Annotated in this window: 26 protein-coding genes; 13 read left to right on the top strand and 13 right to left on the bottom strand. The window is 62.8% G+C overall.

Going from position 1 to position 26,876, the window contains the following annotated elements:
• The first annotated feature begins 45 nt into the window (after positions 1–45).
• Positions 46–1,164, top strand: coding sequence for a Gfo/Idh/MocA family oxidoreductase (locus tag F4X08_06355; protein MYD25415.1), 1,119 nt, complete (start codon positions 46–48; stop codon positions 1,162–1,164).
• Between the two features lie 24 nt (positions 1,165–1,188).
• Positions 1,189–2,865, top strand: coding sequence for an NAD(P)/FAD-dependent oxidoreductase (locus tag F4X08_06350; GenBank protein MYD25414.1), 1,677 nt, complete (start codon positions 1,189–1,191; stop codon positions 2,863–2,865).
• On the opposite strand, the gene F4X08_06345 is transcribed toward F4X08_06350, so the two are convergent.
• Both F4X08_06345 and apaG read right to left on the bottom strand, forming a co-directional pair.
• The gene (locus tag F4X08_06345) at positions 2,859–4,286 is read right to left on the bottom strand and encodes a proline--tRNA ligase (protein MYD25413.1); all 1,428 of its coding nucleotides are present in this window, start codon (positions 4,284–4,286) and stop codon (positions 2,859–2,861) included. The two genes, F4X08_06350 and F4X08_06345, sit on opposite strands and share 7 nt — an antisense overlap.
• Positions 4,271–4,690 carry a Co2+/Mg2+ efflux protein ApaG gene (gene apaG, locus F4X08_06340; protein ID MYD25412.1) on the bottom strand — a complete coding sequence of 140 codons (420 nt, stop codon included), beginning with the start codon at positions 4,688–4,690 and terminating at the stop codon, positions 4,271–4,273. The genes F4X08_06345 and apaG overlap by 16 nt, the downstream gene beginning before the upstream one ends.
• 195 nt (positions 4,691–4,885) lie before the next feature.
• On the opposite strand from apaG, the gene F4X08_06335 reads away from it, so the two are divergent.
• Complete coding sequence (locus F4X08_06335) at positions 4,886–6,007, top strand: citrate synthase (protein ID MYD25411.1); 1,122 nt, start codon at positions 4,886–4,888, stop codon at positions 6,005–6,007.
• Between the two features lie 118 nt (positions 6,008–6,125).
• Positions 6,126–6,713 (top strand): hypothetical protein, encoded by a 588-nt coding sequence (locus tag F4X08_06330; protein MYD25410.1) that lies wholly within the window; start codon positions 6,126–6,128, stop codon positions 6,711–6,713.
• Between the two features lie 14 nt (positions 6,714–6,727).
• Here the strand turns inward: F4X08_06330 and F4X08_06325 are convergent, their stop codons facing one another.
• Both F4X08_06325 and F4X08_06320 read right to left on the bottom strand, forming a co-directional pair.
• Complete coding sequence (locus F4X08_06325; protein MYD25409.1) at positions 6,728–6,970, bottom strand: hypothetical protein; 243 nt, start codon at positions 6,968–6,970, stop codon at positions 6,728–6,730.
• 123 nt (positions 6,971–7,093) lie between these two features.
• Positions 7,094–7,921: an N-acetylmuramoyl-L-alanine amidase gene (locus F4X08_06320; GenBank protein ID MYD25408.1), complete on the bottom strand. Its 828-nt coding sequence runs from the start codon at positions 7,919–7,921 to the stop codon at positions 7,094–7,096.
• Between the two features lie 243 nt (positions 7,922–8,164).
• Here F4X08_06320 and F4X08_06315 point away from each other — a divergent pair, with 243 nt between their 5' ends.
• Positions 8,165–9,148: a hypothetical protein gene (locus F4X08_06315; GenBank protein ID MYD25407.1), complete on the top strand. Its 984-nt coding sequence runs from the start codon at positions 8,165–8,167 to the stop codon at positions 9,146–9,148.
• Here the strand turns inward: F4X08_06315 and F4X08_06310 are convergent.
• On the bottom strand, positions 9,145–9,927 hold the full coding sequence (locus F4X08_06310) for a cupin domain-containing protein (GenBank protein MYD25406.1): 783 nt from the start codon (positions 9,925–9,927) through the stop codon (positions 9,145–9,147). The genes F4X08_06315 and F4X08_06310 overlap by 4 nt on opposite strands.
• Before the next feature lie 159 nt (positions 9,928–10,086).
• Here F4X08_06310 and F4X08_06305 point away from each other — a divergent pair, with 159 nt between their 5' ends.
• From F4X08_06305 to F4X08_06275, 7 genes are all read left to right on the top strand, one after another.
• Complete coding sequence (locus tag F4X08_06305; GenBank protein ID MYD25405.1) at positions 10,087–11,586, top strand: glycoside hydrolase family 32 protein; 1,500 nt, start codon at positions 10,087–10,089, stop codon at positions 11,584–11,586.
• A 198-nt stretch (positions 11,587–11,784) separates the two neighbouring features.
• Positions 11,785–12,000 (top strand): hypothetical protein, encoded by a 216-nt coding sequence (locus F4X08_06300; protein MYD25404.1) that lies wholly within the window; start codon positions 11,785–11,787, stop codon positions 11,998–12,000.
• A gap of 157 nt (positions 12,001–12,157) precedes the next feature.
• Complete coding sequence (locus tag F4X08_06295; GenBank protein ID MYD25403.1) at positions 12,158–12,928, top strand: SDR family oxidoreductase; 771 nt, start codon at positions 12,158–12,160, stop codon at positions 12,926–12,928.
• 70 nt (positions 12,929–12,998) lie between these two features.
• Entirely contained in the window at positions 12,999–13,847 is an 849-nt protein-coding gene (locus F4X08_06290; GenBank protein ID MYD25402.1) for a hypothetical protein, read from the top strand.
• Positions 13,848–13,867: 20 nt separating this feature from the next.
• Entirely contained in the window at positions 13,868–14,113 is a 246-nt protein-coding gene (locus tag F4X08_06285) for a peroxidase (GenBank protein ID MYD25401.1), read from the top strand.
• Positions 14,114–14,164: 51 nt separating this feature from the next.
• The gene (locus F4X08_06280; protein ID MYD25400.1) at positions 14,165–14,431 is read left to right on the top strand and encodes a peroxidase; all 267 of its coding nucleotides are present in this window, start codon (positions 14,165–14,167) and stop codon (positions 14,429–14,431) included.
• 63 nt (positions 14,432–14,494) lie between these two features.
• A complete protein-coding gene (locus tag F4X08_06275) occupies positions 14,495–15,301 on the top strand; it encodes a TauD/TfdA family dioxygenase (GenBank protein ID MYD25399.1) in 807 nt (268 codons plus the stop codon).
• A 94-nt stretch (positions 15,302–15,395) separates the two neighbouring features.
• Here F4X08_06275 and F4X08_06270 read toward each other — a convergent pair whose 3' ends face one another.
• On the bottom strand, positions 15,396–16,235 hold the full coding sequence (locus F4X08_06270) for an MBL fold metallo-hydrolase (protein ID MYD25398.1): 840 nt from the start codon (positions 16,233–16,235) through the stop codon (positions 15,396–15,398).
• A 211-nt stretch (positions 16,236–16,446) separates the two neighbouring features.
• On the opposite strand from F4X08_06270, the gene add reads away from it, so the two are divergent.
• Positions 16,447–17,484 (top strand): adenosine deaminase, encoded by a 1,038-nt coding sequence (gene add / locus F4X08_06265; GenBank protein MYD25397.1) that lies wholly within the window; start codon positions 16,447–16,449, stop codon positions 17,482–17,484.
• Between the two features lie 77 nt (positions 17,485–17,561).
• On the opposite strand, the gene F4X08_06260 is transcribed toward add, so the two are convergent.
• From F4X08_06260 to F4X08_06230, 7 genes are all read right to left on the bottom strand, one after another.
• Positions 17,562–18,566, bottom strand: a complete 1,005-nt coding sequence (locus F4X08_06260; GenBank protein MYD25396.1) for an ATP-binding cassette domain-containing protein — start codon at positions 18,564–18,566, stop codon at positions 17,562–17,564.
• 12 nt (positions 18,567–18,578) lie between these two features.
• Positions 18,579–19,568: an ABC transporter ATP-binding protein gene (locus tag F4X08_06255; GenBank protein ID MYD25395.1), complete on the bottom strand. Its 990-nt coding sequence runs from the start codon at positions 19,566–19,568 to the stop codon at positions 18,579–18,581.
• Positions 19,569–19,586: 18 nt separating this feature from the next.
• Positions 19,587–20,603, bottom strand: coding sequence for an ABC transporter permease (locus tag F4X08_06250; GenBank protein MYD25394.1), 1,017 nt, complete (start codon positions 20,601–20,603; stop codon positions 19,587–19,589).
• 112 nt (positions 20,604–20,715) lie between these two features.
• Positions 20,716–22,017, bottom strand: coding sequence for an ABC transporter permease (locus F4X08_06245; GenBank protein MYD25393.1), 1,302 nt, complete (start codon positions 22,015–22,017; stop codon positions 20,716–20,718).
• An 80-nt stretch (positions 22,018–22,097) separates the two neighbouring features.
• Positions 22,098–23,957: a hypothetical protein gene (locus F4X08_06240; GenBank protein ID MYD25392.1), complete on the bottom strand. Its 1,860-nt coding sequence runs from the start codon at positions 23,955–23,957 to the stop codon at positions 22,098–22,100.
• A gap of 71 nt (positions 23,958–24,028) precedes the next feature.
• Positions 24,029–25,018, bottom strand: coding sequence for a zinc-binding dehydrogenase (locus F4X08_06235; protein ID MYD25391.1), 990 nt, complete (start codon positions 25,016–25,018; stop codon positions 24,029–24,031).
• A 126-nt stretch (positions 25,019–25,144) separates the two neighbouring features.
• Complete coding sequence (locus tag F4X08_06230; GenBank protein MYD25390.1) at positions 25,145–26,848, bottom strand: peptide ABC transporter substrate-binding protein; 1,704 nt, start codon at positions 26,846–26,848, stop codon at positions 25,145–25,147.
• Positions 26,849–26,876: the final 28 nt, after the last annotated feature.

Here is a 26,876-nt window from a genome sequence, read left to right as displayed (position 1 = left end):
CCGGGAGAGGCTTCCGGAAGAGCGCTGATACCGCAGGAGCATCGAATGGACCGACGATACAGGGCGGGGGTCATCGGACGCACCGGCCGTGGCAACTACGGCCATGGCCTGGACACGGTGTACCTCGAAATGGATGACGTGGACATCATCGCCGTGGCCGACGACGATCCGGACGGTCTGCGGGAAGCGGGCCGGCGGCTCGGCGTGCGGAACCTGTATACGGATTACCGGGAGATGCTGCGCAACGAGTGGTTCGATATCGTCAGCATCTGTCCCCGCTGGCTCGACCAGCACGCCGCAATGACCCTGGCCGTCGCGGAAGCGGGCGCGTGCATCTTCCTCGAGAAGCCCATGGCCCGAACGCTGTCCGAGGCCGACGCCATGATCGAAGCCTGCGAGAAGGCCGGGGTGATGATGGGCATCGCCCACCAGGGCCGCATGCACACGGCCGCGTGGCACGCCCGTCAACTGATCGTCGACGGCGCTATCGGGGATATTCTGCACGTCGGCATGAACGGCAAGGAGGATCATCGCGGAGGCGGCGAGGACCTTATGGTGCTGGGCACCCACCTTTTCGACATGCTACGGTTCCTCCTCGGCAGAAACCCCGCCTGGGTACAGGCGTCGGTGACCATGGCCGGCGGCCGGCCCGCGACCCTGGAAGACGCCGTGGAGGGTCCGGAAGAACTGGGTCTCATCGCGGGCGACGCCATCCACGCGATGTACGGTTTCGGTCACGGCGTGACGGCCACTTTCGAAACGCGCCGCAACCAGGCCCCTCACCCCCGGAGGTACGGGATGTGGGTGTACGGTTCGGAGGGCATCATGACCGTACATGAAGGTTCCCAGCAGATCAGGATCCACGAATCCCCGGTCTGGCATCCGGACGACGACGCGTCGGTTCGCGACGTTACCGCGGAAGCGCTGGAACTTGAGCCTTCCGAGCAGCCTTCAATGAGCGCGCTTCAGGCGGCGGCCAACGCCGCCATCGTCCGCGACGTGTTCGAGGCGAGGCGGGACGGACGCAGACCGGTGAACAGCGGATACGACGGGCGCTGGGCACTGGAGATGATCCACGGCGTCTTTGCCGCCCACCTGGCGGAAAGCCGCATCGCCCTGCCGCTGGAAAACCGGGACCACCCGTTGTTGCCGAACCTGATTTAGGATGGACGCCGGCGGATGACCGGCATGCGTACACGTACCGCCAGATCGGAGGCATCTTTGCCCGCGACATCTTCGTCCGCGTCGTCACCATCCGTGGCGGCTTCAGCGCCGGGCAGGTCCTGCCGCGACGCACTGGGCCTTATCGGCCTGCCCGAACCCGTGTCCTCGCTCGCGGGACGCGACTGGGACGCGGTCGTCGTGGGCGCCGGCCACAATGGCCTGGCCTGCGCGGCCTACCTCGCCCGTGCCGGGAAGCGGGTGCTGGTCCTGGAAGCCAGGGAACGCGTGGGCGGCGCCTGCACGCTCGAAGAGACCTGGCCGGGATACCGAGTGTCGCCCTGCGCCTACCTCGCCGGCCTGCTCCATCCCCTGGTGATCGAGGAATTGGATTTTGCACGCTACGGCTATCGATGGACGCCGGCGGAAGCGGGCATGTTCGTACCCTTCGAGGATGGATCGAGCGTACAGTTGTGGGAGGATGACGACCGCTGCCGGGAGGAGATCCGCCGCCTGTCGCCCCGGGACGTGAGGGGCTTCGAGGCCATGTACGCGCCCATGCGGCGCATACGGGAAGCCCTGCGTCCGCCTGGAAAGGACGACATCTGGATCGGGCGGGCGCCGACCCGGGAACAGATCGAAGAACGCCTCAAGGGCGACCGGGAGGCCATCGGACTGCTCTTCGAATGGTCCATGGTCGAATACGTCGAGCGGTACCTCGAAGACGAGCGGCTGCGCATGGCCCTGACCGGCCAGGGTGTGATCGGGACGAACGCCAGCCCCTACGAGCCCGGGACCGCCTCCGTGCACGTTTTCCACTCCACGGGAACCATGGCCGGCATGCCCGGCATGTGGGGGTACGTGCGGGGCGGAATGGGCGTGGTGTCCTTCATACTGTGCGACATTGCACGCGACTCCGGCGCCGTGGTGGCCGCGGGCGTGCCCGTCGCCCGCATCCTGCCCGGAGAGGGCGTGGAACTTGAGGGGGGCGAGCGCGTACGGTCGAAGGCGGTCGTATCGAACGCCGATCCCCGGGTCACGCTGCGACTCCTCGGCGACGCGGCCGACGGGACGTGGAAGGACCGCGTGGAATCGGTTCCCCAGACCGGCGCGACCGTCAAGATCAACATGGCCCTCGCCGAATTGCCGGATTTCACCAGCCGGCCGGGAACGGACGAGGACCACCACCGGGGCCAGGTCAACCTCCCGCTTACCGCACGGCAATGGCACGAATACCACGCCATGGCCGGAGACGGCCGGTTGCCCCCGCGCCTCTGGGAGGAACTCTACTTCCACACCGCCCACGACCCGAGCGTGGCGCCGGCGGGCCGTCATACCATGAGCATCTTCGCCCAGTTCGTCCCCTACGCCTTCGCCGAGGGCGACTGGGATTCCCGGAGGGAGGAGGTGGGGAGGCTGGCCCTGGCATCACTCGGCCGCTTCTGCAGCAACATACCCGATGCCGTCCTGCACATGGACGTCATGGGTCCGCCGGATATCGAGATGAAGGTGGGACTGACCGGCGGCCATATCTTCCAGGGCGAGATCCTGCCGGCCTTCATGTGGGACAAGCGGCTCGAACCTCGGACGCCCATGCCCGGGGTCTACCTGTGCGGGGCATGCACCCATCCGGGCGGCAGCGTGATCGCCGTCAACGGGCGCAACGCGGCAATGGAAGTGCTGGGGATGTACGGGGATCAGTAGGCCTGGGCGTAGACGACCTTTCGTTCCGATGTCCCCCCGCAATACGCGCAAGCGCCCGGATCGGCCTGCCAGTCCATGGGGACGCACCGGATCGTGTTCCGGGTTTCGTCTTTGACCGCGGCCTCACACGCCGGATCGCCGCACCAGTGCGCGTGGATGAACCCCCCGTCGCCGTTCGCGGCCGACATGAAGGCTTCCCGGTCCCGGATCTCCCGGGAACGGGCTTCGCGGAAATCCAAGGCGCGCTGGAACATATCCCGCTGCACGGTCTCCAGCAGATCCCCGATCCGCTTGCCCAGGGACTCGAGGGAAACGAAGTCCTTCTCCCCCGTATCCCTGCGCACGACCACCGCCTGGCCGGACGCGATGTCCCGCGGGCCAAGTTCCACACGCAGCGGCACGCCCTTCGTTTCCCACTCGGTGAACTTCCAGCCCAGGCCGAACTGCTCGCGGTCGTCGACCTTCACCCGCACGCCTTCCAGCGACGCAACCAGCTTGTCGACGGCTTCCCGCACGACGGACTGTTCCTCGTCGGACTTCGCGATGGGAATGACGACGACCTGGTGAGGCGCCAGGCGGGGAGGCAGTACCAGCCCCCTGTCGTCGCCATGGGCCATGATGATGGCGCCGACGGTCCGGGTGCTCATGCCCCAACTCGTCTGGTAGACGTGTTCGCGCGACCCGTCCCGCGTCTGGAAATCGATGTTGAAGGCCCGGGAGAAGTTCTGCCCCAGGTCGTGCGAAGTGCCCATCTGCAGGGCCTTGCCGTCCTTCATCATGCCCTCGATGGCGTAGGTCTGAAGCGCGCCGGGGAACTTCTCGGCGTCGGTTTTCGGACCGTACAGCACCGGAATCGCCATGTAGTCTTCCGCGAAGGTGCGGTAGATGTCCAGGATGCGCAGGGTCTCCTCCTCGGCCTCCGCCGCCGAGGCGTGGGCCGTGTGGCCTTCCTGCCAGAGGAATTCCGTCGTCCGCAGGAAGGCCCTCGGCCGCAGTTCCCACCGGAAGACGTTGGCCCACTGGTTGATCAGCAGCGGCAGGTCGCGATAGGACTGGATCCACCTGGCGTACATGTCCGCAATGATGGTCTCGGAGGTCGGGCGGACCATGAGGCTTTCTTCGAGCTTCTTTCCCCCACCGTGCGTAACCACGGCGCATTCGGGCGAGAATCCCTCCACGTGCTCCGCTTCTTTCTGGAAGAAGCTGTCGGGGATCAACAACGGGAAATAGGCATTTACGTGACCGGTATCCTTGAACATCCGGTCCAGCACCGCCACCATGTTCTCCCAAAGCGCGAAACCGTATGGCCGGATGACCATGCAGCCGCGGGTCGGCGCGTTGTCGGCCAGTTCGGCTTTCGCGATCACTTCATTGTACCAGGCCGAGAAATCTTCCGCCTGCGCGGTCAGTTTTTTTGCCATGACTCCACCTTTTCGTCCGAAGATATCGCAAGATAGAACCGGCCGATCTCCACTTCGAAGTGACGGCCGTCCGCGTCCTGCATTTCGTATTCGCCTTCCATGGTGCCCCACTCCGTGTCCAGGGGGCAAAGGCTCTGGTATTCGTGGTTTTCTCCGGGCTCGAGTTCGGGCTGCAACCCCACGACGCCCGGTCCCCTGACTTCGCTACGCTTGCCGTCGGCGTTGATGATGACCCAGTGACGGTTGATCAGCTTCACCCACCGCTCGCTGTCGTTGGTGATGACGATACGATAGGCGAACACGTACTGGCTCTGGCCGGGATCGGAATGATCGGGCAGATAGCCCGGGTATACCTGGACCCGTATGCCATGGGTGACCGTGTCGGAATTCAGCGGTGTCGGCATCGCGTTGCTCCGTGGAATCGGCCCGGAAAATCGAAGGTGTATAAGATAAATACGGGGGGCTTCATCGACAAACAAAAAACCGACGTAGACGCCCTTCCCGGAGGCGGAATCCGGACCAAAAACACCTTGACACCCGGGGGCCGCATCTCTATCCTGTCCACGGCACAAAACCGTATCCACCGGGGAAGAAACGGAATGGTCAAGCTAGGCCTTGAAGGCGTCGTAGCCGCGCAGACGGCCGTCTGTTTCATCGATGGCCTGCAGGGCAGAATGCTCTACCGGGGCCACGACATTCACGACCTGGCTGCCCATTCCAGTTTCGAGGAAACGGCCTACCTGCTGTGGCACGGCGACCTGCCGGGATCGGGCCGTCTGGCGGAACTCAACGAGCAGCTCCTCGCCGGCAGAACGTTGCCTGCAGCAGTTCTGGACCTGCTGCGGGCACTCCCGCGCCACACGGCGCCCATGGATGTGCTCCGTTCGGCCGTGTCGTTCCTGTCCGCCTACGACCCGGATGCGGCGAACCACGCCCGCGAAGCGAATTTGCGCAAAGCCGTCCGGCTGACCGCCCAGTTCGCGACCGTTACCGCCGCCTGGCACCGGATTTCGCACGGCGGCGATCCCATCGCGCCGAATCCGTCTCTGGACCACGCCGCGAATTTCCTGTACATGCTGACCGGTATGCGACCGGACCCCGAGCACGCGAAGGCCTTCGACGTCGCCCTGATCCTGCATGCCGACCACGAACTGAACGCGTCGACCTTCGCCGCCCGGGTCACCGCGGCCACGCTCTCGGACATGCATTCGGCGGTCACGTCGGCCGTCGGCACGCTCAAGGGACCGCTGCACGGCGGCGCCAACAAGGACGTGATGGACATGCTCAACAAGATCGGGGAGATCTCCCTGGCCGCGGACTACGTCAGGGAGAAACTGGCCGCCAGGGAGAAAATTCCCGGATTCGGTCACCGCGTCTACAAGACGGAGGATCCCCGGGCGACGCACCTGCGCCGCCTCTCGGAGGAACTGGGCAGGAATGCGGGTGACCTGAAGTGGTATGAAATGTCCCGCGTGATCGAGCAAACCATGATGGACCTGAAGGGTATCGCCTGCAACGTGGATTTCTATTCCGGATCGGTCTATGCCAGCATGGGGATTCCGGCGGGGTTGTTCACACCCGTTTTCGCCTGCAGCCGGATCACCGGATGGACCGCGCACCTCCTCGAACAGTACGCCGACAACCGGATCATCCGCCCGTTGGGCGAGTATACGGGGCCGACCGAAGCGCGGTACATACCCATGGACGCCCGCCCCGTCTGATTGCGGGCACCAGCCCACCTATCCACGGGCACCAGCCGCCTGGCCACGGTACGCCCCGCGCGGCGGTGAAATCGAACGGACACCAATGAATGTCTAGACCGGATCGGGGACAAGTATCATGATACAGGCCTTCCGTGCGCTGGTCTTCGCGGCATCGGTCAGTCTCGTCACGCTGCCGGCGTCCGGACAGTTCAATTTTAACCTGGGCGGCGAAGTGGCCCGCCCCGCCGCGGGTCTTGCCGATCTGGTCGAAGAGAACTACGGTTACGGCGCCCATGCCGCCCTGACGTACTGGTTCAGCTATCGCGTCCAGCTGGTCTGCTCGGGCGGCTACGTCACCTACGGCAGCGAGAAGATCAAGTCCCGCACCGAAGTGGAGGACCTGGTCGACCAGGGTCTCGACGCCATCGTCGACCGGATCGAGGGCAACTACTCCAGCATTCCGGTGACCGCCGGCCTGCGATTCTACCCGTTGGAAAGGCTGTTCGTGCAGGGCGCTGCCGGCGTGGTGTACAAGAGAACGCGGCAGATGGGTAACGTCAACGCGAATGCGAAAGACGGCTTCGTCACGGAAAGAGACCTGGTCGTGTCCCCCGGAATCGGACTCCTGCTCGGTCGTTTCAGCCTCCAGGCGCAGTACAACGTGTCCAGCGACGACTGGAAGTGGATGAGCCTGGGCGTGTCGATGATCTTCGGGAAGCTGTAGGTTGTCATTTAAATTTAGCGTGACAATAAGGTCTTTACGTCATGCCTGATTTCTCTTACATCGGCTCTCAATTCGGCGATACCTGCCATCGTCCTTTCTTGTAGTGTTCCGATCTCTCTTACCAGGTCGGTCTTGGCTGTATCCAATTCACGTTTTTCGACCATCTTGCCTCGCAGGAAGAAAATCCAACTGGAAATCCAACCTAACACCGCCACCAGAATCACAGCCGCCGGCATTAGATAATCAACCACTGTCATTTCCGATCCTCCTTACCAGATTCATTGGTCGTGCGGTCATTCCAGTTTATTGATTGGTCGCGTTCCGAATTTGGATTCTCGACGTTTTTCGAACTGCGATGGTTTTTACCATGCAGCGTGCAGTCAAGGCAGGTACCCGCCGCGGTATTTATCGATCAGGCTCCAGAGAATGGCCGCGGTCTCAACGTCGGGTACGCCGCCATAGTCCGAGGGGCGAAAGTGCATTTGAAACGCGCGTACGGCGAAGCGCGTCTGGTGATCGAGTTCGCCGGTTGGTTCGACCAGGTATCCGAGCCTTAGCAATGCGGTCTGCACTCTTTCGACCGTAGGTAGCTGGTCCTCGAATTGCGCCATGTAACGCAACCTAGATTCCTCGTCATACCAGGCGCCTATGCCTTCGTCGTACAGCCTTCGCCAGGGAAAGAGGGGACCCGGATCCGACCGGCGCCGGTGTGGGACCGCAATATCGGAGTGAGCGACGAAATCGAGCGGACCAATGCGGGGGTGCCGTCGCTGAATGCCCCGAAGCAATTCGATCAACATCTCGATCTGCGCTTCACTGAAAGGCGGGAAATCACAGACGAGCGCGTCCGGACCGCTGTCCTCGACAGCTGACGTATCCGACTTACAGCTAAACTCGTTTACGATCTCGATTCCGATGGATCGGGCGTTAAGCCCCGTATCCCCGGCCCAGTAGCTGACGCCGGCGTGCCATGCCCTTTGGCTTTCCTTCACGAATTGATGCAAACGCAACCGGCGGTGACCGTAGGTAGGGTCGTTTTCGTCGGGAATCAGGTAATGTGCGCTGACCGGACGCCCGGTTCGGGTGGTGAGCAATCTTACCGATTCCGCAAAATTCGCCGAGGTGGCGTGAATCACCACGTAATCGACCCGACTGTTCTGGTTCGCCGACTCGATGTAGATTACGTTCGAACAGCCAGCCATAAACATTGAAAGCATCCAGAACATACAAAACCGCGTAACACTGGTTATCTTCATGTCAGGTTCCGTTCTCAATAAAGGCAGCGGCGCTTTGTTTGTGATTGAAATACCGAGTGCGAGTCAGCACATTGAAGGGTCTTGTTGCCGCGAAGCATGTCCGGTTCGGATTTACAATGTAATGGATCCGGTGTAGAATCCAATCAGGAAGCGGGTATAGACTTGATCGTCAAACGCTCCAGGCCGGAGTACTGAATGAGCCCATTCAGGGAAGCGCGTGACCGTGGCGGCCGTTACCTGCTCGGCCAGTTGCACGCGGACGGCAGTTTCGGCGATCCCGGTCTCGGCGTCACCGAATACTACAAGGTACCTGCCGCGTTTCTCGTGTGCGGACTGTCTCACGCGGCAAGCCGCCTGCTCCGGTGGATCAGGCACAACGGGTTCCTCCCCGACGGCGACTTCGGTCCACGTCCCGCCAACGAGCTCGACAGCTACTACTACACCTACCATAACGCCTGGGTCATCAAGGCGGCCCACCGTATGGGCGCCTTCGACCTGGCCCGGTGCGGCATGGATTTCCTCCTCGGGTTCCGCGACCCCGACAGCGGCGGCTTCTACTCCCATCCGACGGCGCGGGGCAGCGGCACCGAACAGGATCTGTGGGTTGTGAGCGGCTGCGGATGGTGCGCCGTCTACACCGGAAGACTGGATGTGGCCAGGAGCGTGGGTGCCTGGATGCGGCGAATGATGAAGGAACAGCCCGATTTCCCGAACGAGTTGTGGACGGTCTACAGCCGCGAACGCGGGTTGATCACCGAGGTGATGGACGGCGACGACTTCAGGTACGTGCTGACGCGGGACGCGTCGCGGGACCAGTCCTTCTACCATCCCGGTATCGCGGCGGGTTTCCTTTGCCGGCTGTACATGGCCACGGGCGAGGAGGAATGGCTGGACCTGGCGAAAACGTACATGCGGTTCTGCGAGCACGTTGGGGACTATCACTACAGACTATTGCGTGCCGGCAAGGTCGGTTGGGCCGGCGCGATGCTCTACACGCTCACCGGGGAAGCGAAGTACCGCGACATGGCGGTCAGGGTCGGAAACAACCTTGTCGAAACCCAACTGGAGAACGGGGCATGGGCCTGGCCGGAGATGGGCATTCCGGGCCCCCACAACGATATCACGGCCGAGATGGTCGTCTGGCTCGACGAGATCCACCAGGCGATCGGCGAGGACTAGGCAGCGTCTACCGGATGCTCCCGCGCGACCACCGCCCGCGTGCTTTGGTCTTCCGTGGACAACCGTCGGGCGATACCTGCCCGGAGCAGCGAGATATCGCCCGGTTCGAGCGAAACTTCCCGTCCGTCCAGCGACAGTTGCACGGCCCCGCTCAGTACCATCCAGTGCTCGTTCCGGTTCAGCACGGCGTCACGCTGGGTGCCTCCCTGGGCGTTCACCTCTTCATATCGCCGAAGCCGCCATTCGGAGATAGGGCATCGCGGGCCGGGATCCGGTATGGGGCCGGTATTCATGCTGCCCGGAACGACGAAACCGGAAACGGTGGGCTCGGGGGGACCATACTCCTCCACGGTGAGGTGCAGCGGCCTGCCCGCCCGCTCCAGGCGCGTCACGATGGCGTTGTTCTCGTAGTGCGTGAACATCTGGAACTGGTGGACACAGCCCATGGGCGTATAGACCAGCGTGTTCGGCGTGATCTCGTGTCTTACGCCGTCAAGGCGAACTTCCCCGCGGCCCGCGGTGAACAGCCAGATCTCGTCATTGTCGTGGTAATGGGGTTCGACACCTGTCCCGGTCCCACCGTCCGGATAGTGCCGGTAACAATTCAGGGCGGTCCAATCCGGGAACATGTCCTGTTCCCAGTAGGACTGGTTCGAATTGAGCGAACGTATCGTGTATCGGGGGGTTTCGATGACCATTGTATCTCCACGATCGACGAACTGGCGGGGCCTCGTTTGTGTATGTAAATTACGCCCATAGGTTCTCCATATATCAAGCATATCTTCAACGATTCGGCGAATTGTGCCCGTTAGCGGCCACTCGCCCGGACCGGTTCTGCCCGCGAATCGTGGCCCAGGCCATGCATCGGCCCGCAAAAAGAATTCCCGGGCAGGCAACCCGGGAGCGCTAAAATGACCGACGACAACCGGATTGAACGGATGGAAACCCGTATACGGGAAGCCGGCGAACTCGCTGCCTCCTATGCAAGCGACCCGCACCGGCCCGCTTACCACTTCACGCCGCCGGCGGCCTGGATGAACGATATCAACGGGGCCCTTTTCTGGAAGGGCCGCTATCACATCTTCTACCAGTACAATCCGCACGGCGCCTACTGGCATCTCATCCAGTGGGGCCATGCCTCCAGTACCGACCTGGTGCACTGGGTCCACCATCCTGTGGCGCTGAAACCGGATGCGGACGGACCGGACCGGAAGGGTTGTTTCAGCGGGGGTGCCCTGGTCAGCAAGGACGAAGTTCCGGTACTGATCTACTACGGCAACCCCGACGGACTTTGTCTCGCCCGCAGCAGCGACGACCTGCTGATCGAATGGACGAAAGACCCGGGGAATCCGGTGATCCCCGAGCCGAAAGCGGGGAGCGCCGACTTCGGCCGCTACACCATGCACGACCCCTGCGGGTGGCTGGCGGACGGCCAGTATTACGCCGCCGTCAACAACCGGGACCCGCAAGGCCGGGGGGACGCCGCGTTCCTGTTTAAATCGGAGGATCTGCGCACCTGGGAGTACGTCGACTTGTTCTACCGGTCGAGGCGGGCATGGACCGAAGGCGGCGAAGACTGCGCGGTGCCCGATTTCTTCCCCTTCGGCGACCGCCACATGCTGCTCTTCTGCAGCCATCTGCAGGGAAGCCAGTACTACATCGGCGAGGTGCGGAATGAACTGTTTGTTCCCGAGATACACGGGCGCATGAGCTGGGAAGGAGGACATCTCGGCGGCCCGAGGACGCTGCTGGATCCCAATGGACGGCGCGTCTTCTTCGACTGGATCCGCGAACTGCGCGGAAACGATCGTGAGCGCGAATCCGGGTGGTCGGGCGCAATGACCGTTCCCCGCCTGTTGTCGCCGGGGCCCGGCGGTCAACTGTGGATCGATCCCGTGCCGGAGCTTGAAGTGCTGCGGCTCGATGCCCGCCGGCATGAGTCCATCGACGTAGCCGCCGATTCGGAGTTGGCCGTCGAGGGTATCGGCGGGGACTGCCTGGAACTGACCGTCGAAATCGATCCCCGGGATGCGCGGGAGGTCGGCGTGAAAGTGCTGCGCTCTCCGGGGGGCGAGGAGGAAACCGCGGTTTCCTGCGACGTGGCGGCAGGCGTCCTGCGCGTCGATGTCAGCCGGTCGTCCCTCGACCGCGAAGTTCGTTACATGCGGTACCGAAGTCTGCAGCCGCACCTGCCTGAGCACGAACATTACGTCACCGCGCAGGAGGGGCCGTTCGAGCTGGCGCCGGGTGAACCGCTGGTGCTGCGCATCTTCCTGGACCGTTCGATCCTCGAGGTCTACGCCAACCGCCGGCAATGCGTGACCCAACGCATCTATCCGACACGAACCGACAGCATGGGCGTCAGCCTGTTCGCACGCGGAGGCGCGGCCAGGTTCATATCGCTGCAGACCTGGAACCTGGCACCGACGCGCATGTGACGGCTTTGCCGAAGAAGTCCTCGAGGTTCACCCCTCCCCCGCCCGCCCTACCCGTCTTTCATCCGCTCGTGGCGAAGACTGTCGATCTTACCCATTGCAGTAAATTCAGCAAAGGACTCGAGAACCCGTGGGCAGCCAATGACTAATTCAATAACACCAGCGGACTACGTTCCACCCACGCGGACCGGAGGTTGACCAATGACGGACCATCCAGGAATTAAACCGGCAGATTCGGTCGTTTCAGAAACGGACAGGCTCAATCTGCTGTTTTCGGAGGTGTACACGAAGGATCATAGCATCCGGGATCGGCTTAAATCCATAGAAGTCAAATTGAACCTGCTTATCGGTGCGATTCCCATCATCACGATTATCCTTCTGAAGATCGTCGAGCATCTTTTCCCCGGTTTGAAATAGCCGGCTGTTCCCATCGACATGCACACTTTCCCGGTTGACAAACCACGCGCGCTGCAACTTTTTCTAATCGTCAATAAGCGGCCTGGTGAAAGCATCCCATTGGCCGCGTTCCGGGTAACACTGTCCTCAACGGCTCACGCTTAAAAACGGAGACTTCATGTCCATACTGGACGCATTCAGGCTAGATGGCAAAACCGCACTCGTAACTGGCTGTCGCAGGGGGATCGGCAGGGGACTGGCCGAAGCGCTCGCCGGAGCAGGCGCGGATATCGTGGGCGCAAGCGCGTCGATGGAGTCGTCCGGCAGCGAAATCGAAGGGGCCGTCACCGCCCTGGACCGCAAGTTTACCGGTTACAGCGTCGACCTGAACGACCGGGACGCGCTGTATGATTTCATTCACCAGGTCAAGAACGATTTCCCGGTCATCGATATCCTCGTCAACAACGCCGGGCTTACGTTGCGGGCGCCCGCAGCCGAACATTCCGACGAATACTGGGACACGGTCATGAATGTAAACCTCAACTCGCCGTTCATCCTGAGCCGGGAGATCGGACGGGACATGGTCGCCCGAGGCCGCGGAAAGATCGTGTTCACCGCATCCGTACTGTCCTTCCAGGGCGGCATCACCGTGCCCAGCTACGCGGCGTCCAAGGGCGCAGTCGGACAACTGGTCATGGCCTTTTCCAACGAATGGGCCTCCAGGGGCGTCAACGTCAACGCCATTGCGCCGGGCTATATCGCCACCGACCTCACGTCGGCCCTGCAGCATGACCCGGAGCGTTCCAAGTCCATATCCGAACGTATCCCCGCCGGCCGGTGGGGCGCGCCGAGCGACCTGGGCGGCGCCGTCGTCTACCTCAGTTCGGACGCTTCCAACTACGTCCACGGTGCGGTACTGGCCGTCGACGGTGGTTGGCTGGGCCGATAGGACACCCGGGAACCGAAACGGATCCCACGCGCCTGCGGTGTATGTCGACTGAAACGTCAGAGGGCCGTCCATGCCGTCGCCATATTCCCATCTGTTGACCGAAGAAGAGAAGTGGCATTTCGACCTGCATGGATACCTGCACCTGCGCGGCGTGATCGCGCCGGACCGCCTGGCACGCATCCTGGAGGTCGTCGCTCACTGGCTCTCCGTGGACGAGCCCGAGATCCCCGCGCCGGTGTTCAGGCACCGTCAGGAGCCCTACAAGACACACCTGGACCACATCCAGTACGGCCACCGGTTGTTCCAGGAACTGAACGCCGATCCGGAGATCATCCGCGTCGTCGCGGGGCTGACTATGGGCATGCCCCGGCTGTTTCACTGCAACTTCACGAAAATGGACCCGGCGGCGCCGGACGACGAGGACCACCAGGGCTACCACCGGGACGACAGCGGGTTCAAGTTTCCGCCGGGGTTCCGCAACCCCCACAACGACTACCAGGCGGCGGGCGGCGAGATCTACTGCAGCCACCTGGCTACCTGGGTCGCACTGGCCGACGTGCCCGAGGGGACGGGGTTCAGCCTGGTGCCCGGCAGCCACAAGTCGGCCTTCGCCACGCCTGACGGGCTGAAGGTCGGCCACCAGCCGCCTGTCTCCATCACCGTGCCCATGGAAGCCGGCGACGCCCTCGTGTTTTCGACCCACGTGCTGCATGACGCCGCGGTCTGGACCCAGGACTATCCCAGAATGAACATCTTCCAGCGGTATCAACTCAGCGCCTATTTCAACGAAACCGGCAAGGGCGGGCTGCCCTTCGAGGAATTCCGCGATCAGATCACCAAAGAGGAATACGAACTGGAGTCGCTGAGCAAGGAGGAGAAGGCCGCCGTGACTCGAATGCGGCGTCACTTCGGAATGTAGTCAACCCACAGGAGACCTGCATGGCTTGGATACGCACCATAGACGAATCGGAAGCGGAAGGACAGCTGGCCCGGATTTACCAGGGCTCGATGCGATCCTGGGGCGGCGTGGACAACATCATCAAGGCGCACAGTCTGAACGTCCAGGCGATGCGGGCGGTGATGGTCTTCTACAAGGGCCTGATGCACGGGGACTGCGACCTGACGCTGGGACAGCGGGAAATGATCGCGACGACCGTCTCGGCCCTGAACGAGTGCGAGTACTGAATCCGCCATCATGGGGAGGGGCTCCTCAGAGAGATCAACGACCGGGAACTGGTGGACGCGATCAAGAAGGACTACCGCGACGCGGACCTGGACGCCGCCGACCGCGCCATGCTGGATTACGTGCGCAAGCTGACCCTGGTGCCCGCTGCGACATCGGAGTCGGATATCGTTGCGTTGAGGGAGGCCGGGTTCGGCGACAAGGCGATCCTGGAGATCAACCAGATCGCGGGTTTCTTCGCCTGGTGCAACCGTACGGTGGACGGCCTGGGTGTGGAACTGGAAGCGTTCTGGGGCGATCCGGACGCGACGAATGTCTAGTCATCCTGCATTGCGGGAATTGCGCCAAAACGGGGTTGGTCGCAGGATCCGTGTATACGAGGCATGATGGATTCGTTTGAAGTCATACCGACCGGCGGCGCACTTGGCGCGGAAGTGCGTGGCCTGGATCTGTGCCACGAACTGGACGGGGAGACCGTAGGTGTGTTGCGCGGCGCCTTTCTCGACCACTGCGTGCTGTTTTTCCGCGGCCAGGCGATCACCCAGGAGGACCTGGTCCGCTTCACCCGGTATTTCGGAAGGCCCGTACCGCACGTGCGGCCGCAACCGGACCGCCCCATCGAGGAGATCTTCGTCATCTCTAACGTGACCGAGGACGGAAAGCCCATAGGGGCCCTCGGCAGCGAGGAAATCCCTTTCCATTCGGACCTGTCCTACCTTCCTGAACCGGGCACGATTTCATTGCTGTACGCGCTGGAAATACCTGACGAGGGCGGCGAAACGATGTGGGCGAACGGATACGCGTCTTACGAGGCGCTGGCCCCCGGCATAAAGTCCCGCATCGATGGCCTGAACGCGGTCCACCGGCATCCCATCGACACGCTGAATACCCCGGAACCCACGATGCATCCGGTCGTCCGTATCCATCCAGAAACGGAACGCAAGGTGATCTACGTCAGTCCCCACCTGACGCATCACATCACGGACATGGAACGGGAAAGCGGCCAGGTCCTGCTGGACGAACTGATCGCCCATGCCACCGACGCACGATTCGTATGGAAACACCGATGGCAGGTTGGCGACCTGGTCATGTGGGACAACCGCTGCACCATGCACCGCCGCACGCCCTTCGACGATGGGCAGCGCCGGGTCATGTGGCGCACGCAGGTGTTCGGCGCGGGAACAAGATAGGTGGCGTGGAATCGCGCGCGGTCCGCGGCTGGCCTGTAGTCAGGCGGCCGGGGCAGCGGCCTGGGGCGGCAGCAACTCGGTTGGACATCCCGGTTCAAGCGGACAGGCGATCCAGCACCACCGGTTCGATTGCGTACCGGTCTTCGCCCTCGCACGAAATCCTGCCCGAAGACACATTCGCATCGTGATCCAGGGCGATGATCCAGCCCTCGTCGGCCGCCTGCCGGAGCAGGCGCATCTTGGCGACCATGGTATCGTAGGGGAACAGGTCGTAGGCCATGTTGTACGGTGCGCGCAGATGGGTCGTCATGGGCAGGATATCGCCTGAGTAGACCGCCCGGGTACCGCCTGAGTCCACTTTCACCAGCTGATGGTACCGGGTATGGCCGCCGGTCACCTCGACACGGATCCCTTCCTCGATCTCCACGTCACCCTCCACCAGGGTCAGCACGCCCCGGTCCATCAGGGGCTGGTAGTTCTCGGAGCGATAAGTGGTCTTCATGGTGCCGTAATCACTCAGGGCGTCACCCCACTCGCCTTTCTGAACCACGTACTGCGCGTTGGGGAAAGCAGGTACGGCCCGGCCCTCCTCGTCCATCCGGGTCGCGCCGCCCGCGTGGTCGAAATGGAGGTGGCTCAGGATGACGAGATCGATATCCTCCGCGGATACGCCCCGGGCCGACAAAGACCCCAGGATGGTGGAACCCGACATCCCGTAGATGCCCCGGTCCCGGTCGGTCATCTTGTCGCCGTAGCCGGTATCGACCAGGATGAGCCGGCCGTCCTTCCGGATCAGCAGGCAGTTCGTATCGTTGGTGATCCGGTTCTTTTCGTCGGGGGGACAGACCTTCTCCCAAAGCGGTTTCGGAACGATCCCGAACATGCTCCCGCCGTCCAGTTTGAATACGCCGCCGCTGACGACAGACAGTTCCACTTCGTGCTCCTTTTGTTAACTCCTTTCTACCGTTTTACATGCCCTCACATAATAGTCGCCGGACAGGTGAATGTCATGGCAAATGTGCTCACGCTTTACGCCCTGCGGGATAAACGTTACATTTATCCGGAAACGCAGGTTGGCACCTGACCTTTCGGCCGCGCCGTCCTTGATCCAGTTGAATCGCGCATAGATTCCGCAGGTTACCGACATGTCCCTTTACGACTACATCGCCGCCGTGCCGAAGGCGGACCTGCACGTGCACCTGGAAGGATCCATTCAGCCGTCCACACTGCTGATGCTGGCGGAACGGCACCGCGTCGACCTGCCGGCGGACACGGAGGAGGGATTGCGTAACTGGTACCGGTTCAGGGACTTCCACCATTTCATCGAGGTCTATGTCGCCATCACGAAGTGCCTCCGCACCGTAGAGGATTTCGAGTTGATCGTGTACGAATTCGGCGCCGACATGGCCCGCCAGAACATCCGGTACGCCGAAGTGACCTTCTCGCCGAGCACCCACCTCTGGATCAACCGGGTCGACCAGGACGTCTGGTTCACCGGGCTGACGGACGGACGCCGCCGGGTAAAGGAAGCCTTCGGCTGCGAAATCAACTGGGTCTTCGACCTGGTGCGCAACGACTACCCCGAGCGGGGGCGGTTCGACTATACGACCGATGTGGCGATCGAGGGGATGGACGACGGGGTCGTCGCCCTGGGTCTGGGCGGGATGGAGGAGGGATACCCTCCCGCGCCGTTCGTTCCGTGGTTCGACCGGGCGAGATCCGAGGGTCTGCACAGCGCCCCCCATGCCGGTGAGCACGTCGGCCCCGAAAGCATCTGGAGCGCGATTCACGATCTGGGCGCCGAGCGCATCGGCCACGGGGTGCGGGCCATAGAGGACCCCGAACTCGTCGATTACCTGGCGGAACATCGGATTCCGCTTGAGATCAGCCCCACGAGCAACATCAGCCTGGGGCTCTACTCCGACGCGGCGTCTCATCCTTTGAAAGCACTCTACGAAGCGGGCGTAACCGTCACCGTCAACTCCGACGATCCCCCCCTGTTCAACACCTCGCTGACCGACGAAGCCTGCCTGCTCGCCGACCCCTGGGGGTTTTCCAGGGAAACCATCGACGAAATCCTGCTGAACGGGATTCGCTTCAGCTTTCTGCCGGATGACCGGAGAAAGTCCATGGAGACCGAATTTCGCAGTGAAATGATCGCGTTGCGGGACCTGGCTGGCTGACCCGACCAGGCCGGCTGACCCGATCCTCGAGCCGACGCTCGCCTGACGCTCTAGCAGGCCGGGACCGGACCCGTTCTTCAGACCAGGTGGCACGCCGCCTTGTGGCCGCTGCCCTTGTCTTCCAGCACGGGGACTTCGGTCTTGCAGCGGGCCTCCGCCAGGGGGCACCGGGGATGGAAGGGGCACCCCGGGGGCAGGTTCGCCGGGTTGGGGACGTCGCCCTTGAGGATGATCCGGTCGCGGCCAAGCGTGGGATCGGGAAGGGGTACGGCCGAGAGCAGGGCCCTGGTGTAGGGGTGGAGCGGCTTCGCGTACAGCTGGTCCCGTGTGGCCGTTTCTACGATCTTGCCGAGGTACATGACGGCCACCCGGTCGCTGATGTGGCGCACCACGCGGAGGTCGTGGGAGATGAACAGGTAGCTGAGCCGGAACCGGTCCTGCAGCACCTTGAGCAGGTTGATGATCTGCGCCTGGATCGATACGTCGAGCGCCGAGACGGGTTCGTCGGCGATGATCAGCTCGGGCCGGACGGCCAGGGCCCGGGCAATGCCGATGCGCTGCCGCTGGCCGCCGCTGAACTCGTGGGGATACCGGCGTGCGTGCGCGGGATTCAGGCCCACCGTTTCGAGCAGTTCGGTCACGCGGTCACCCACTTCTCCCAGCGTGCTCAGTCCGTGCACGGTCAGGGGTTCCCTGAGCAGGGCGCCGACGGTCATACGGGGGTTGAGGGAGCCGTAGGGGTCCTGGAACACGATCTGCATCTGACGCCTCAGCCGCCGGAGATCGCTCTTCTTCAAATCGAAGACTGCGTGCGGCCTGCGCGGTTCCCCTTCTTCAAAGGCCGTATGGAAGGTGGCCGTTCCGGCGGAGGGATCGACCAGGCGCAGGATCGCCCGTCCGATCGTGGTCTTTCCGCACCCGCTTTCGCCCACCAGGCCCAGTGTTTCGCCCCGTTCCAGGGTCAGGTCGACCCCGTCGACGGCCTTGATGGCCGCCCGGTGGCGCCGCAGCAGTCCGCCGCCCACGGGGAAGTGTTTCTTCAGTCCCCGGACCTGCAGTAACATTTCTTTTTCTTCTGCCATACGATGCTACCCCTATGCCGTCTCCGCCTGCACGACCCGCTGCCATTCGCCGCAACGGACCAGGTGGCGGCCTCCCGCGTCCTCCAGCGCCTGCGGCCGGCCGCAGGCTTCCACCGCGAAATCACATCGCGGGGCGAAGCGGCATCCAGCCGGGAAGCCCACGGGATCCGGTACCGTCCCCTCAATGGTCGAAAGCTCCTCCGTACCCGAACTCATTGTCGGCACCGAAGCGAGCAGTCCGCGGGTGTAAGGATGGTGGGGACTTCCGAAGAGCGTTTTCACGTCGGCCCGTTCCACGACCTGCCCCGCGTACATGACCAGTACCTCGTGGGCCATCTCGGCCACGATGCCCAGGTCATGGGTAATCAGCATGAGTCCCATGCCCAGCTCTTCCTGAAGGCGGCGCAGCACGTCGAGAATCTGCGCCTGGATGGTAACGTCCAGTGCCGTGGTCGGTTCGTCGGCGATCAACAGCTTCGGGTCGCAGGAGATGGCCATGGCGATCATCGCGCGCTGGCGCATGCCGCCGCTGAGTTCGTGGGGATAGCTTCCGGCCCGTTCTTCCGGCAGTGGGATGTCCACCAGGTCCAGCAGTTCGACGGCCCGCCGCCAGGCGTCCTTCCGGTCCGCGCCCTGGTGCAGGCGGACCGCTTCCGCGATCTGCTCGCCGACGGTAAATACGGGGTTCAGGGACGTCATGGGTTCCTGGAAGATCATGGCGATATCGTTGCCCCGTATCGCCCGGATCTGCCGGGGAGAGAGTTTCAGCAGGTCCCTGTCCTCGAAGAAGACCTCACCTCCGGCGATGCGTCCGGGCGGCTGCGGGACCAGTCCCAGGATGGAGTAGGCCGTCATGCTCTTGCCGCATCCCGACTCGCCCACGATACCCAGCGTCCTGCCGGCCTCCACCTCGAAGCTGACGCCGTCGACGGCCCGCACCACGCCGCTTTCGGTGTCGAACCAGGTCTTCAGATCGTTTACGCGCAGGATCGTATTCGTCATGCGTCTCTCATGTGTCTCTCATGCGGTACCGCGCTGCCTGGGGTCCAGGGCGTCGCGCAGTCCGTCTCCCAGCAGGTTGTACAGGGTCACCGTGATGAAAATGGCGAATCCTGGCACGATCACGAGCCACCAGGCCGCGATGTTGCTGCGCGCGCCGGCCAGCAGCGATCCCCAGGTGATGACCTCGGCAGGTACGCCGATGCCGAGGAAACTCAGCCCCGATTCGGCCAGGATGGCGCCGGCCACGCCGAAGGCCGCGGGGATAAGTACGGGCGCGATGGCGTTGGGCAGGATGTGCACGGCCATGATGCGCAGGTTCGAACAGCCCAGGGCCCGCGCGGCCGCGATGTAGTCGAAGGCCCGGACCTGGAGGAACTGGGACCGGGTCAGCCGGGCGATGCCCACCCATCCCGTGAACCCGATGATGATCATGATCCAGAAGAGGCTCGGCGGGAAGAAGGCCGCCGCCGTGATGATCAGGAAGAAGGGCGGGATCGCCGCCCAGAGCTCGAAAACGCGGGACAGGATCAGGTCCGTCCACCCGCCCAGGTATCCCGCCAGCGCGCCGAGTCCCACGCCGATGAGCAGGGAGATGCCCACCGATACCAGCCCGATGGTCAGCGAATACCGCGTGCCGTGAATGAGTCCGGACAGCACGTCGCGGCCCAGCCGGTCCGTGCCGAACGGGTGGTCGCCTCCCGGCCGCTCGTAACGGGCGCCGAGACGGATCTCATCCGGCGCGTAGGGGATGAGGGGAAACACCGCGTCGCTGTACGCGTACCGCTTGAAGTTCCTCCGCGTCCGCAACTCCTTCGGCCAGTCCATCAGGCCGGTGTACACCGCGTATTGCCTGAAAGCGGGGAAGTAGGTCTCTCCCTGGTAGACCATGTAGTACGGTTTGTTGCCGGCGATCAGGTCCGCGGTCAGCGCGAGGAAGGCCATGGCCACGAGGACGTAGAGACTGTAGAGCGCCGGACGGTTCTTGCGGAACTCCTTGCGCGTCAGCCGCCAGAAGCTCTCGCCGCCCTCGTTCATCACGGCATCGGCCGGCGTACCGTTCACCGCCTCGTTTTGGTTATGATTGGCCGGGTCCGATCCCAAAGCCGGTCTCCTTCACAGTGTCGTTCTACTTCCCAATGCTGGTCCACTATCCCTGCAACTGGTCGAAGGTGATCCGCGGATCGACCACCTTGAGCAGGATGTCCGCGACCAGGATGCCCAATAGCGATAGCAGGGAGCCAATGGTGAAAAGTGCCATGACCATGGGGTAGTCCCTGGTCAGCACCGACTCGAATCCGAGCAACCCCATGCCGGGGATGGTAAAAATCGTTTCGATGAACACGGATCCCGCGATCAGGGCCGGCAGCAACCCGGCGGACGTGGTCACGATCGGGATCAGCGAGTTGCGGTACACGTGCCGCAGGACAACGACTTTCTCCGACAATCCCTTGGCCCGGGCGGTCCGCACGTAGTCCTGGCGCAGGTTCTCCAGCATGCTCGTCCGCATGAAGCGTGAAATCGTCGCGAAGCTGATATAGGCGGAGGCCAGCACGGGCAGGAACATGTGGTACGTGTGGTCCGTGAGCAGCCGCCAGAAGCTCCAGTCGCTGGAGGCGTCCAGCGACTGTATGCCCGAGGCCGGGAACCAGTAGAAGAACTCCCGGTTGCACAGGAAGATGATCAGCAGCATGCCCACCCAGAAGGAGGGCATGGACCAGAGGACGAAGGTACCGGTCGTAAGCACCCTGTCCGTCAGGGTATTCTGCTTGACCGCGAGCCAGACGCCGAGGGGCAGTCCCACCAGGTAGGCGATGATGATCGCGATGACGTTGATCTCGAGGGTGACGGGCAGCCGCTCAATGATCCGGCCGATGACAGGCTGATTGTCCTTGAAGGAACGGCCGAAATCCAGCGTTACGAAGCGGTATCCCGAGAGTTTGAAGAGTTCGATCCCGGCGCCCCGGTAGGTATAGTTACCCCCAGCGCTGAAGGTCCTGCCTTCCCAGAAAGACGATCGTTCAAGCTCGCTCGCTTCCCCTGGCGCGCGATCGCGCACAAGGACAAGGAACCGTTCTTTCTGTTCCTCCCTGGCGAGTTCCTGGAGCGCCCGGCGTTCCGACGCCTCGAGCCGTTCCAGCAACCCGTCCGCCCGCAACGCGCTCCGGTCGAAGGCGCTGATGGTTTCGACTTTCAGGAACAGCGCCGTGACCCAGTTGAAGTACTGTACGTGGACCGGCCGGTCCAGGCCTAGCTGCCTGCGCAGATCCTCCCGGGTCTTTTCGATGTCCTGCTGCCGGTCGGACGCGAGCCCCTCGCCGCCGGCCACGCCGCCGAGGAACAGGTCCACGGGATCGCCTGGGGCCAGGTGCATGATGAAGAAGGAGATCACCGTGATCCCGACGAGCGTAGGGACCATGAGCAGCGAGCGTTGAAGGATGTAACCGAGCATAGGAGAACGTGCCCCCCGCCGGGTCATGGCCGGTTCAGCGCGTCATCACGGGTATGGACAGGGGCCGGAAACGCGCTGCGTTACTGGTACATCCGGTCGGTAGGCTCTACCCACCACTCCTGGTTCACGGCGCCTGCCGGATACCAGTTGACGCCCTGGAAGCGCCGGCTGTACGCACTGGCGACACGCGATTTCCAGAGAAAGGTATAGGGTTGTTCCTCGTGGAGGATCTCCTGGAACCGGCGGTACAGTTCGATCCGCCGGTCCATGTCGAATTCCGTTCGGTAGACCTCGAGGATCTCATCGGATTCCGCATTGCGGAAACTTACGAAGTTCGATCCGTTACCTTCGATCTGGGACGAATGCCAGATCTGGTAGGAATCCGGCGGAAAGCGCAGTCCCGTTCCTCCGCTCCAGCCGAGAGTCACGGCCGCGAAATCCTTGTTCTTCACCCTTTCCAGGAATATGGACCAGTCCAGTTCGCGGACCTGGCAGTCGATGCCGAGGTCCTCCAACGCGCTCTGTAGCGTCAGCGCAATATCCTTCCTGAGCTGATTGCCCGAGTTGACGAGAAACTCGAAACGGAAGGGGGTTCGCTCACCGTCGATCTCCCTGTCGAGGATCCCGTCGTTGTCCGTATCCGACCAACCGGCTTCGTTCAGCAAGGCCAAAGCCCGGTCCGGGTCGTAGGCGTAGGGCTGCAGGTCGTGATTGTACTCGGGACGGAACTTGTGAATGGGGCTCTCGACCGTCTCCGCGAGCCCGAAGAGCAGGTTGCGCACCATGGATTCCCGGTCGGTGAGGTGGGTCATCGCCTGGCGTACCCGACGGTCCCGGAATATGGGGTGGTCGTTGTTCCACCCGATATAGACGTATCCTCCCGCATACTGAATGCCCTTCATGAACCGGTCGACGAAACCGGGAGACCAGCTCTTCTCCTTGAACTCGAGGGGTTTCATTCCGTGGATATCGAGGTTGCCGTTGGTCAGTTCGATGAAGGCGGCGTCCAGGTTGTTGATGATCTTGAAGACGACCCTGTCCACGTGTCCGGCGGGGGGGATTCCTTCCACGTCCCGGCCCCAGTAGTTCTCGTTGCGGGTGAGCACGACCCGCTGGCCCGTGACCACGTCGTCCTCCCAGTCCGCCACGTAATAGGCCCCGCTTCCCAACATGCGCCGGTTGAAATCCTGGTTGAACCTTTCGCCGAACTGCCGTACCCGGTCCGCGTGTTCCCCTGCTTCCCAGCTACCGTCGATGAGGCTGCCGATCGGCACCGGATCGAGCAACCCGTCCGGATCGTAGAAATGCCGCGGGAGGATATCGAAACCGCCGAGGAAGAGATCGTTCAGGATGTAGGGTTGGCGGCATTCGAAACTGATCTCGTATTCCCCGAGTTTCCTGACGTCCTGAATGGAGGAGTAGTAGTTTCTGAGGTGAGGTGCCCGTACCGTGGGCGTCTGGATGACCTTCATGCTGAACAACACGTCGTCCGCCGTCAGTTGAACGCCGTCCGAGAAATGGACGTTCTGGCGAAGTCGGAAGGTATAGGTCAACTTGTCGTCCGATACGGCGGGATAGTCCACCGCGATGAAACCCCGCTGCGCGTAGGGTGGATCGTACTCCGGCTCCAGCAGCGATTCGAAGACGTAGGTATGGACCTGCGTGGCGCCCTGGTCGCTCGACGTGTAGGGATTGTAGTTTTCGGGATCGGAAAGTGCGTGGCGCACCATCCAGTCACCGTACCGGGGTTCGTCCGTCCCCGCGTACTTCAGCGCCGCTTTCTCCGTGCCATCCAGCACGACCGTATCCCTCGATTCAGACAGGATCACCTGTACCTTGTTCCAGGGATCTTCCGTCGTATCGCCACCGCCGCAGGCGATCTGGGTGGCAAGCAGACAAATGGCCGCGGTCTTTGCCGCGGTACCCATGGCCCTATGCATGTCGTGATACCTCCAAGCGTGTCCAGTGCACGATGAATTACCCGCACACGGTCCGGTGATCCGCCGGGCAGCTACCTGCCCAGGCCTTTCTCCTCGAAATCGATGACGATCTTGATGCACTCGCCCTTGCGCCCGGTGGCCATTTCGAAACCGTCCTGGACCCTGGCGAAGGGCAATTTATGCGAGATCATGGGCGAAACGTCGACGCGGCCTTCGCCGATCATGCGCATGGCGCTGGCAAAGTCGATATGGATATCCGGGCCGACCGAAGTCGTCAACTGGATGTTCTTGCGGAAAAGATCGAATATGTCGGCCGTGTACTGCGTTGTCTTCGGGACGCCGAAGTTGATGAACCGCGCGTTGCGGCGAGCCAGTTTGACGCACAGGTTGAAAGTCTCCTCGACGCCCACGACCTCGATCACCCCATCGGCCATCCGCCCGCCGGTGATCTCGTTCACGGCCTCCACCGGATCGGTGCCCGACGAGTTCACCGTGTGGGTCGCCCCCATCTCCTTCGCGGCAGCGAGCCGGTTGTCGTGCTGGTCGATGCCGATAATCAGCGCCGCTCCCAGGTTGCGCATCATGGCCGTGAAGAGCAGTCCCATGGGGCCCTGGCCGACGATGGCGACCTCCGCGTTGAACCAGTGGCCCAGTTTGCGCAGGCAATACAACACGGTACCCAGGGGCTGGGCCATCAGAAGCTGCTCCTGGGGCAGTCCCTTCGGCAGCGGCGTCACGGACGTGCCCAGTCCGAGGAAATACTCGGCCATGGCGCTAGAGCCAGTGGGCAGGGCCAGGACGAGATCTCCTTCCCGGCATCCGTTCGACCAGGACTTCTCGATGACGCCTATACTCTCATGGAGGGAAACGCCTGGCGGTGCCGGGTAGTTTGCCGGACCCGTGAAAACCGGATGGTCGCTGCCGCAAATGGCGGCGTTTACAGTTCGAACGAGCACGAGATCCTTCAGCCCGTCCGGATCGGTCCGTTCCAGTGCGAGGTCCGGCCGTTCGGCTTCCACGATTTCGATGCGTTCCCGTGCGACGACTTGTCCCGCTTTCATCGGATTTCCTTTCTGGGCTCCGGCGTGATGCAACCTGGTGGCGGTCTGACGGACGCATCTTCCTGAATGTACCCGACCGGCGGGTATTGTCAAACCGAAACGGACGGGGCTGCGCGGGGTGGACCGTCAGGGTCTGCCATCACCGATGTAGATGTCGAAATAGCCCGTGTTGTTGCCCCAGAAGGGGTATTCGCCGTCACGGTCGCGCTTGATGCCCTTGAGCCAGGGTTTTCGCAGCGAAGCCTTCATGCCGTAGTAGAGAAACACGGCGCCCACGTCCTCGGCGAGAATCCGCTGGGCCTGGTCGTACAACCGGAACCGCCGGGTCGCGTCCATTTCCGACGCCGCCTCGTCGACCAGGCGGTCGAATTCGGCGTTGATCCAGGGATGGCGGCTGTATCCGGCCGGCTGGGACCGCCAAACCATGGCGAGCATGTTGTTCGGGTCGGGATAGTCGTAGTGGTACTGGATGAGGCTGAAGGGGATCTTTCGCTGGTACTGGGCGGTCCGGTAGGAGATGTTTTCGACGACGCGTAGCGTCATATCGATCCCCAGGTGGGATTTGAGCATCTCCTGTATGGCCTGGCCGACCTGCTGCCGGCCCACATTGTTGATCCACATCTCGATCCTCGGAAACCCGCGTCCCTCCGGGTAACCCGCCTCGCGCAGGCGCTGTCTCGCCCGTTCCGGGTCGAAGCGCTGAATGTCCCGGTACTTGCCGCCCGCGTAGCCGGCAAACCCCGGCGGCAGCATCGACCAGGCCGGCATGCCCATGCCCTGGAGCAGCACGCGGCAGATGGCCTCCCGGTCGATCGCGTGGCTGATCGCCTGGCGCACCTTCAGGTTGTCGAAGGGGGGAAAGTCCGCGTTGAAGAAGAGGAAATGGGTCATGAAATCCTTGCTGACGTGCAGTTCCCTGGACAGCCCCGGATGGCTCCGGATGCGCGGCAGATCGATGGGGGTAACGTCCTGCTGGTCGATCTCGTCGTTTTCGTAGGCCAGCGTGCCGCCGGCCATCATGCGGGTATCCAGGAATTTACCGATGATCCGCTCCACGTATCCCTTGTAGGGGCCGTTGTAATTCGGGTCCAGGACGAATTCGAAGAAGGCGCCGTGATTCCAGGCCGCCAGTTTGAAGGTCGAGTTGGTCACGAACCGGCCGGGTTCGGACCAGCCCGGTCCGTATTTCTCCACCTGCCAGCGGGGCACCGGAACGGAGGTGGGGAAGGAGGCGATGTAGGGGAGATAGGGACAGGGCAGCGTGGTCCGGATTTCCAGCGTGTGGTCGTCGATGGCCCGGACGCCGACAGAATCCGCGTCCCGGGTCTGCCCCTGGTTGAAGGCCTTCGCGCCTTCAATTTCGTAATAGAACGAAGCGTTACGATTCGCGCTGGCCGGATCGACCATCCGCTTGAAGGCATACTCGAAATCGTGGGCCGTGACGGGCCGGCCGTCGCTCCACTTCGCGCCCCGGCGCAGGTGGAAGGTCCAGCGCGTTCCGTCGGGCGACGCCTCCCATCGGTCGGCCGCGGCGGGCGTGAGTTCGTTGTTGTGATCCAGCCGGGTGAGGCCTTCGAAGGAAAACACCGCGCCGGTCGCCTCGTAGACGGCGATACCGATATCGAGCGTCGTGGGTTCGGGCAGGTGGAAGGAATAGACCTGCTGCGCGAGAGGCGCCGCGTCCGGCGGCATGGTTTTGCCCACCGAATTGACGGGCTGCTCCGGGGCCCCAGGCTGCACCGTGGTCGCGGGCTGGCCTGCACCGTCTTGAACGACTTGAAGTACCGGTAGGAAAAGCAGCAGAAAACACAGCAGAAGGCCGGGATTCATGCGTACCTCCCCGTGGCTCTGCGGGTCT

Source organism: Gemmatimonadota bacterium (genome assembly GCA_009841265.1).
GTDB lineage: Bacteria > JAAXHH01 > JAAXHH01 > JAAXHH01 > JAAXHH01 > JAAXHH01.
Note: the sequence above shows the minus strand (reverse complement) of the source record. Positions and strands in the feature narration are given on the sequence as shown.

Excerpts from the sequence above, each read along its gene's own strand:
- F4X08_06355 (MYD25415.1), top strand. The coding sequence starts at position 46 with ATGGACCGACGATACAGGGCGGGGGTCATCGGACGCACCGGCCGTGGC.
- F4X08_06325 (MYD25409.1), bottom strand. The coding sequence starts at position 6,970 with ATGACAGTGGTTGATTATCTAATGCCGGCGGCTGTGATTCTGGTGGCG.
- F4X08_06230 (MYD25390.1), bottom strand. The coding sequence starts at position 26,848 with ATGAATCCCGGCCTTCTGCTGTGTTTTCTGCTGCTTTTCCTACCGGTA.
- F4X08_06350 (MYD25414.1), top strand. The coding sequence starts at position 1,189 with ATGCGTACACGTACCGCCAGATCGGAGGCATCTTTGCCCGCGACATCT.
- F4X08_06335 (MYD25411.1), top strand. The coding sequence starts at position 4,886 with ATGGTCAAGCTAGGCCTTGAAGGCGTCGTAGCCGCGCAGACGGCCGTC.
- F4X08_06295 (MYD25403.1), top strand. The coding sequence starts at position 12,158 with ATGTCCATACTGGACGCATTCAGGCTAGATGGCAAAACCGCACTCGTA.
- F4X08_06300 (MYD25404.1), top strand. The coding sequence starts at position 11,785 with ATGACGGACCATCCAGGAATTAAACCGGCAGATTCGGTCGTTTCAGAA.
- F4X08_06330 (MYD25410.1), top strand. The coding sequence starts at position 6,126 with ATGATACAGGCCTTCCGTGCGCTGGTCTTCGCGGCATCGGTCAGTCTC.
- F4X08_06345 (MYD25413.1), bottom strand. The coding sequence starts at position 4,286 with ATGGCAAAAAAACTGACCGCGCAGGCGGAAGATTTCTCGGCCTGGTAC.
- F4X08_06305 (MYD25405.1), top strand. The coding sequence starts at position 10,087 with ATGGAAACCCGTATACGGGAAGCCGGCGAACTCGCTGCCTCCTATGCA.
- F4X08_06285 (MYD25401.1), top strand. The coding sequence starts at position 13,868 with ATGGCTTGGATACGCACCATAGACGAATCGGAAGCGGAAGGACAGCTG.
- F4X08_06310 (MYD25406.1), bottom strand. The coding sequence starts at position 9,927 with ATGCTTGATATATGGAGAACCTATGGGCGTAATTTACATACACAAACG.
- apaG (MYD25412.1), bottom strand. The coding sequence starts at position 4,690 with ATGCCGACACCGCTGAATTCCGACACGGTCACCCATGGCATACGGGTC.
- F4X08_06250 (MYD25394.1), bottom strand. The coding sequence starts at position 20,603 with ATGAACGAGGGCGGCGAGAGCTTCTGGCGGCTGACGCGCAAGGAGTTC.
- F4X08_06255 (MYD25395.1), bottom strand. The coding sequence starts at position 19,568 with ATGACGAATACGATCCTGCGCGTAAACGATCTGAAGACCTGGTTCGAC.
- F4X08_06260 (MYD25396.1), bottom strand. The coding sequence starts at position 18,566 with ATGGCAGAAGAAAAAGAAATGTTACTGCAGGTCCGGGGACTGAAGAAA.
- F4X08_06320 (MYD25408.1), bottom strand. The coding sequence starts at position 7,921 with ATGTTTATGGCTGGCTGTTCGAACGTAATCTACATCGAGTCGGCGAAC.
- F4X08_06240 (MYD25392.1), bottom strand. The coding sequence starts at position 23,957 with ATGCATAGGGCCATGGGTACCGCGGCAAAGACCGCGGCCATTTGTCTG.
- F4X08_06315 (MYD25407.1), top strand. The coding sequence starts at position 8,165 with ATGAGCCCATTCAGGGAAGCGCGTGACCGTGGCGGCCGTTACCTGCTC.
- F4X08_06245 (MYD25393.1), bottom strand. The coding sequence starts at position 22,017 with ATGCTCGGTTACATCCTTCAACGCTCGCTGCTCATGGTCCCTACGCTC.
- F4X08_06235 (MYD25391.1), bottom strand. The coding sequence starts at position 25,018 with ATGAAAGCGGGACAAGTCGTCGCACGGGAACGCATCGAAATCGTGGAA.
- F4X08_06290 (MYD25402.1), top strand. The coding sequence starts at position 12,999 with ATGCCGTCGCCATATTCCCATCTGTTGACCGAAGAAGAGAAGTGGCAT.
- add (MYD25397.1), top strand. The coding sequence starts at position 16,447 with ATGTCCCTTTACGACTACATCGCCGCCGTGCCGAAGGCGGACCTGCAC.
- F4X08_06275 (MYD25399.1), top strand. The coding sequence starts at position 14,495 with ATGATGGATTCGTTTGAAGTCATACCGACCGGCGGCGCACTTGGCGCG.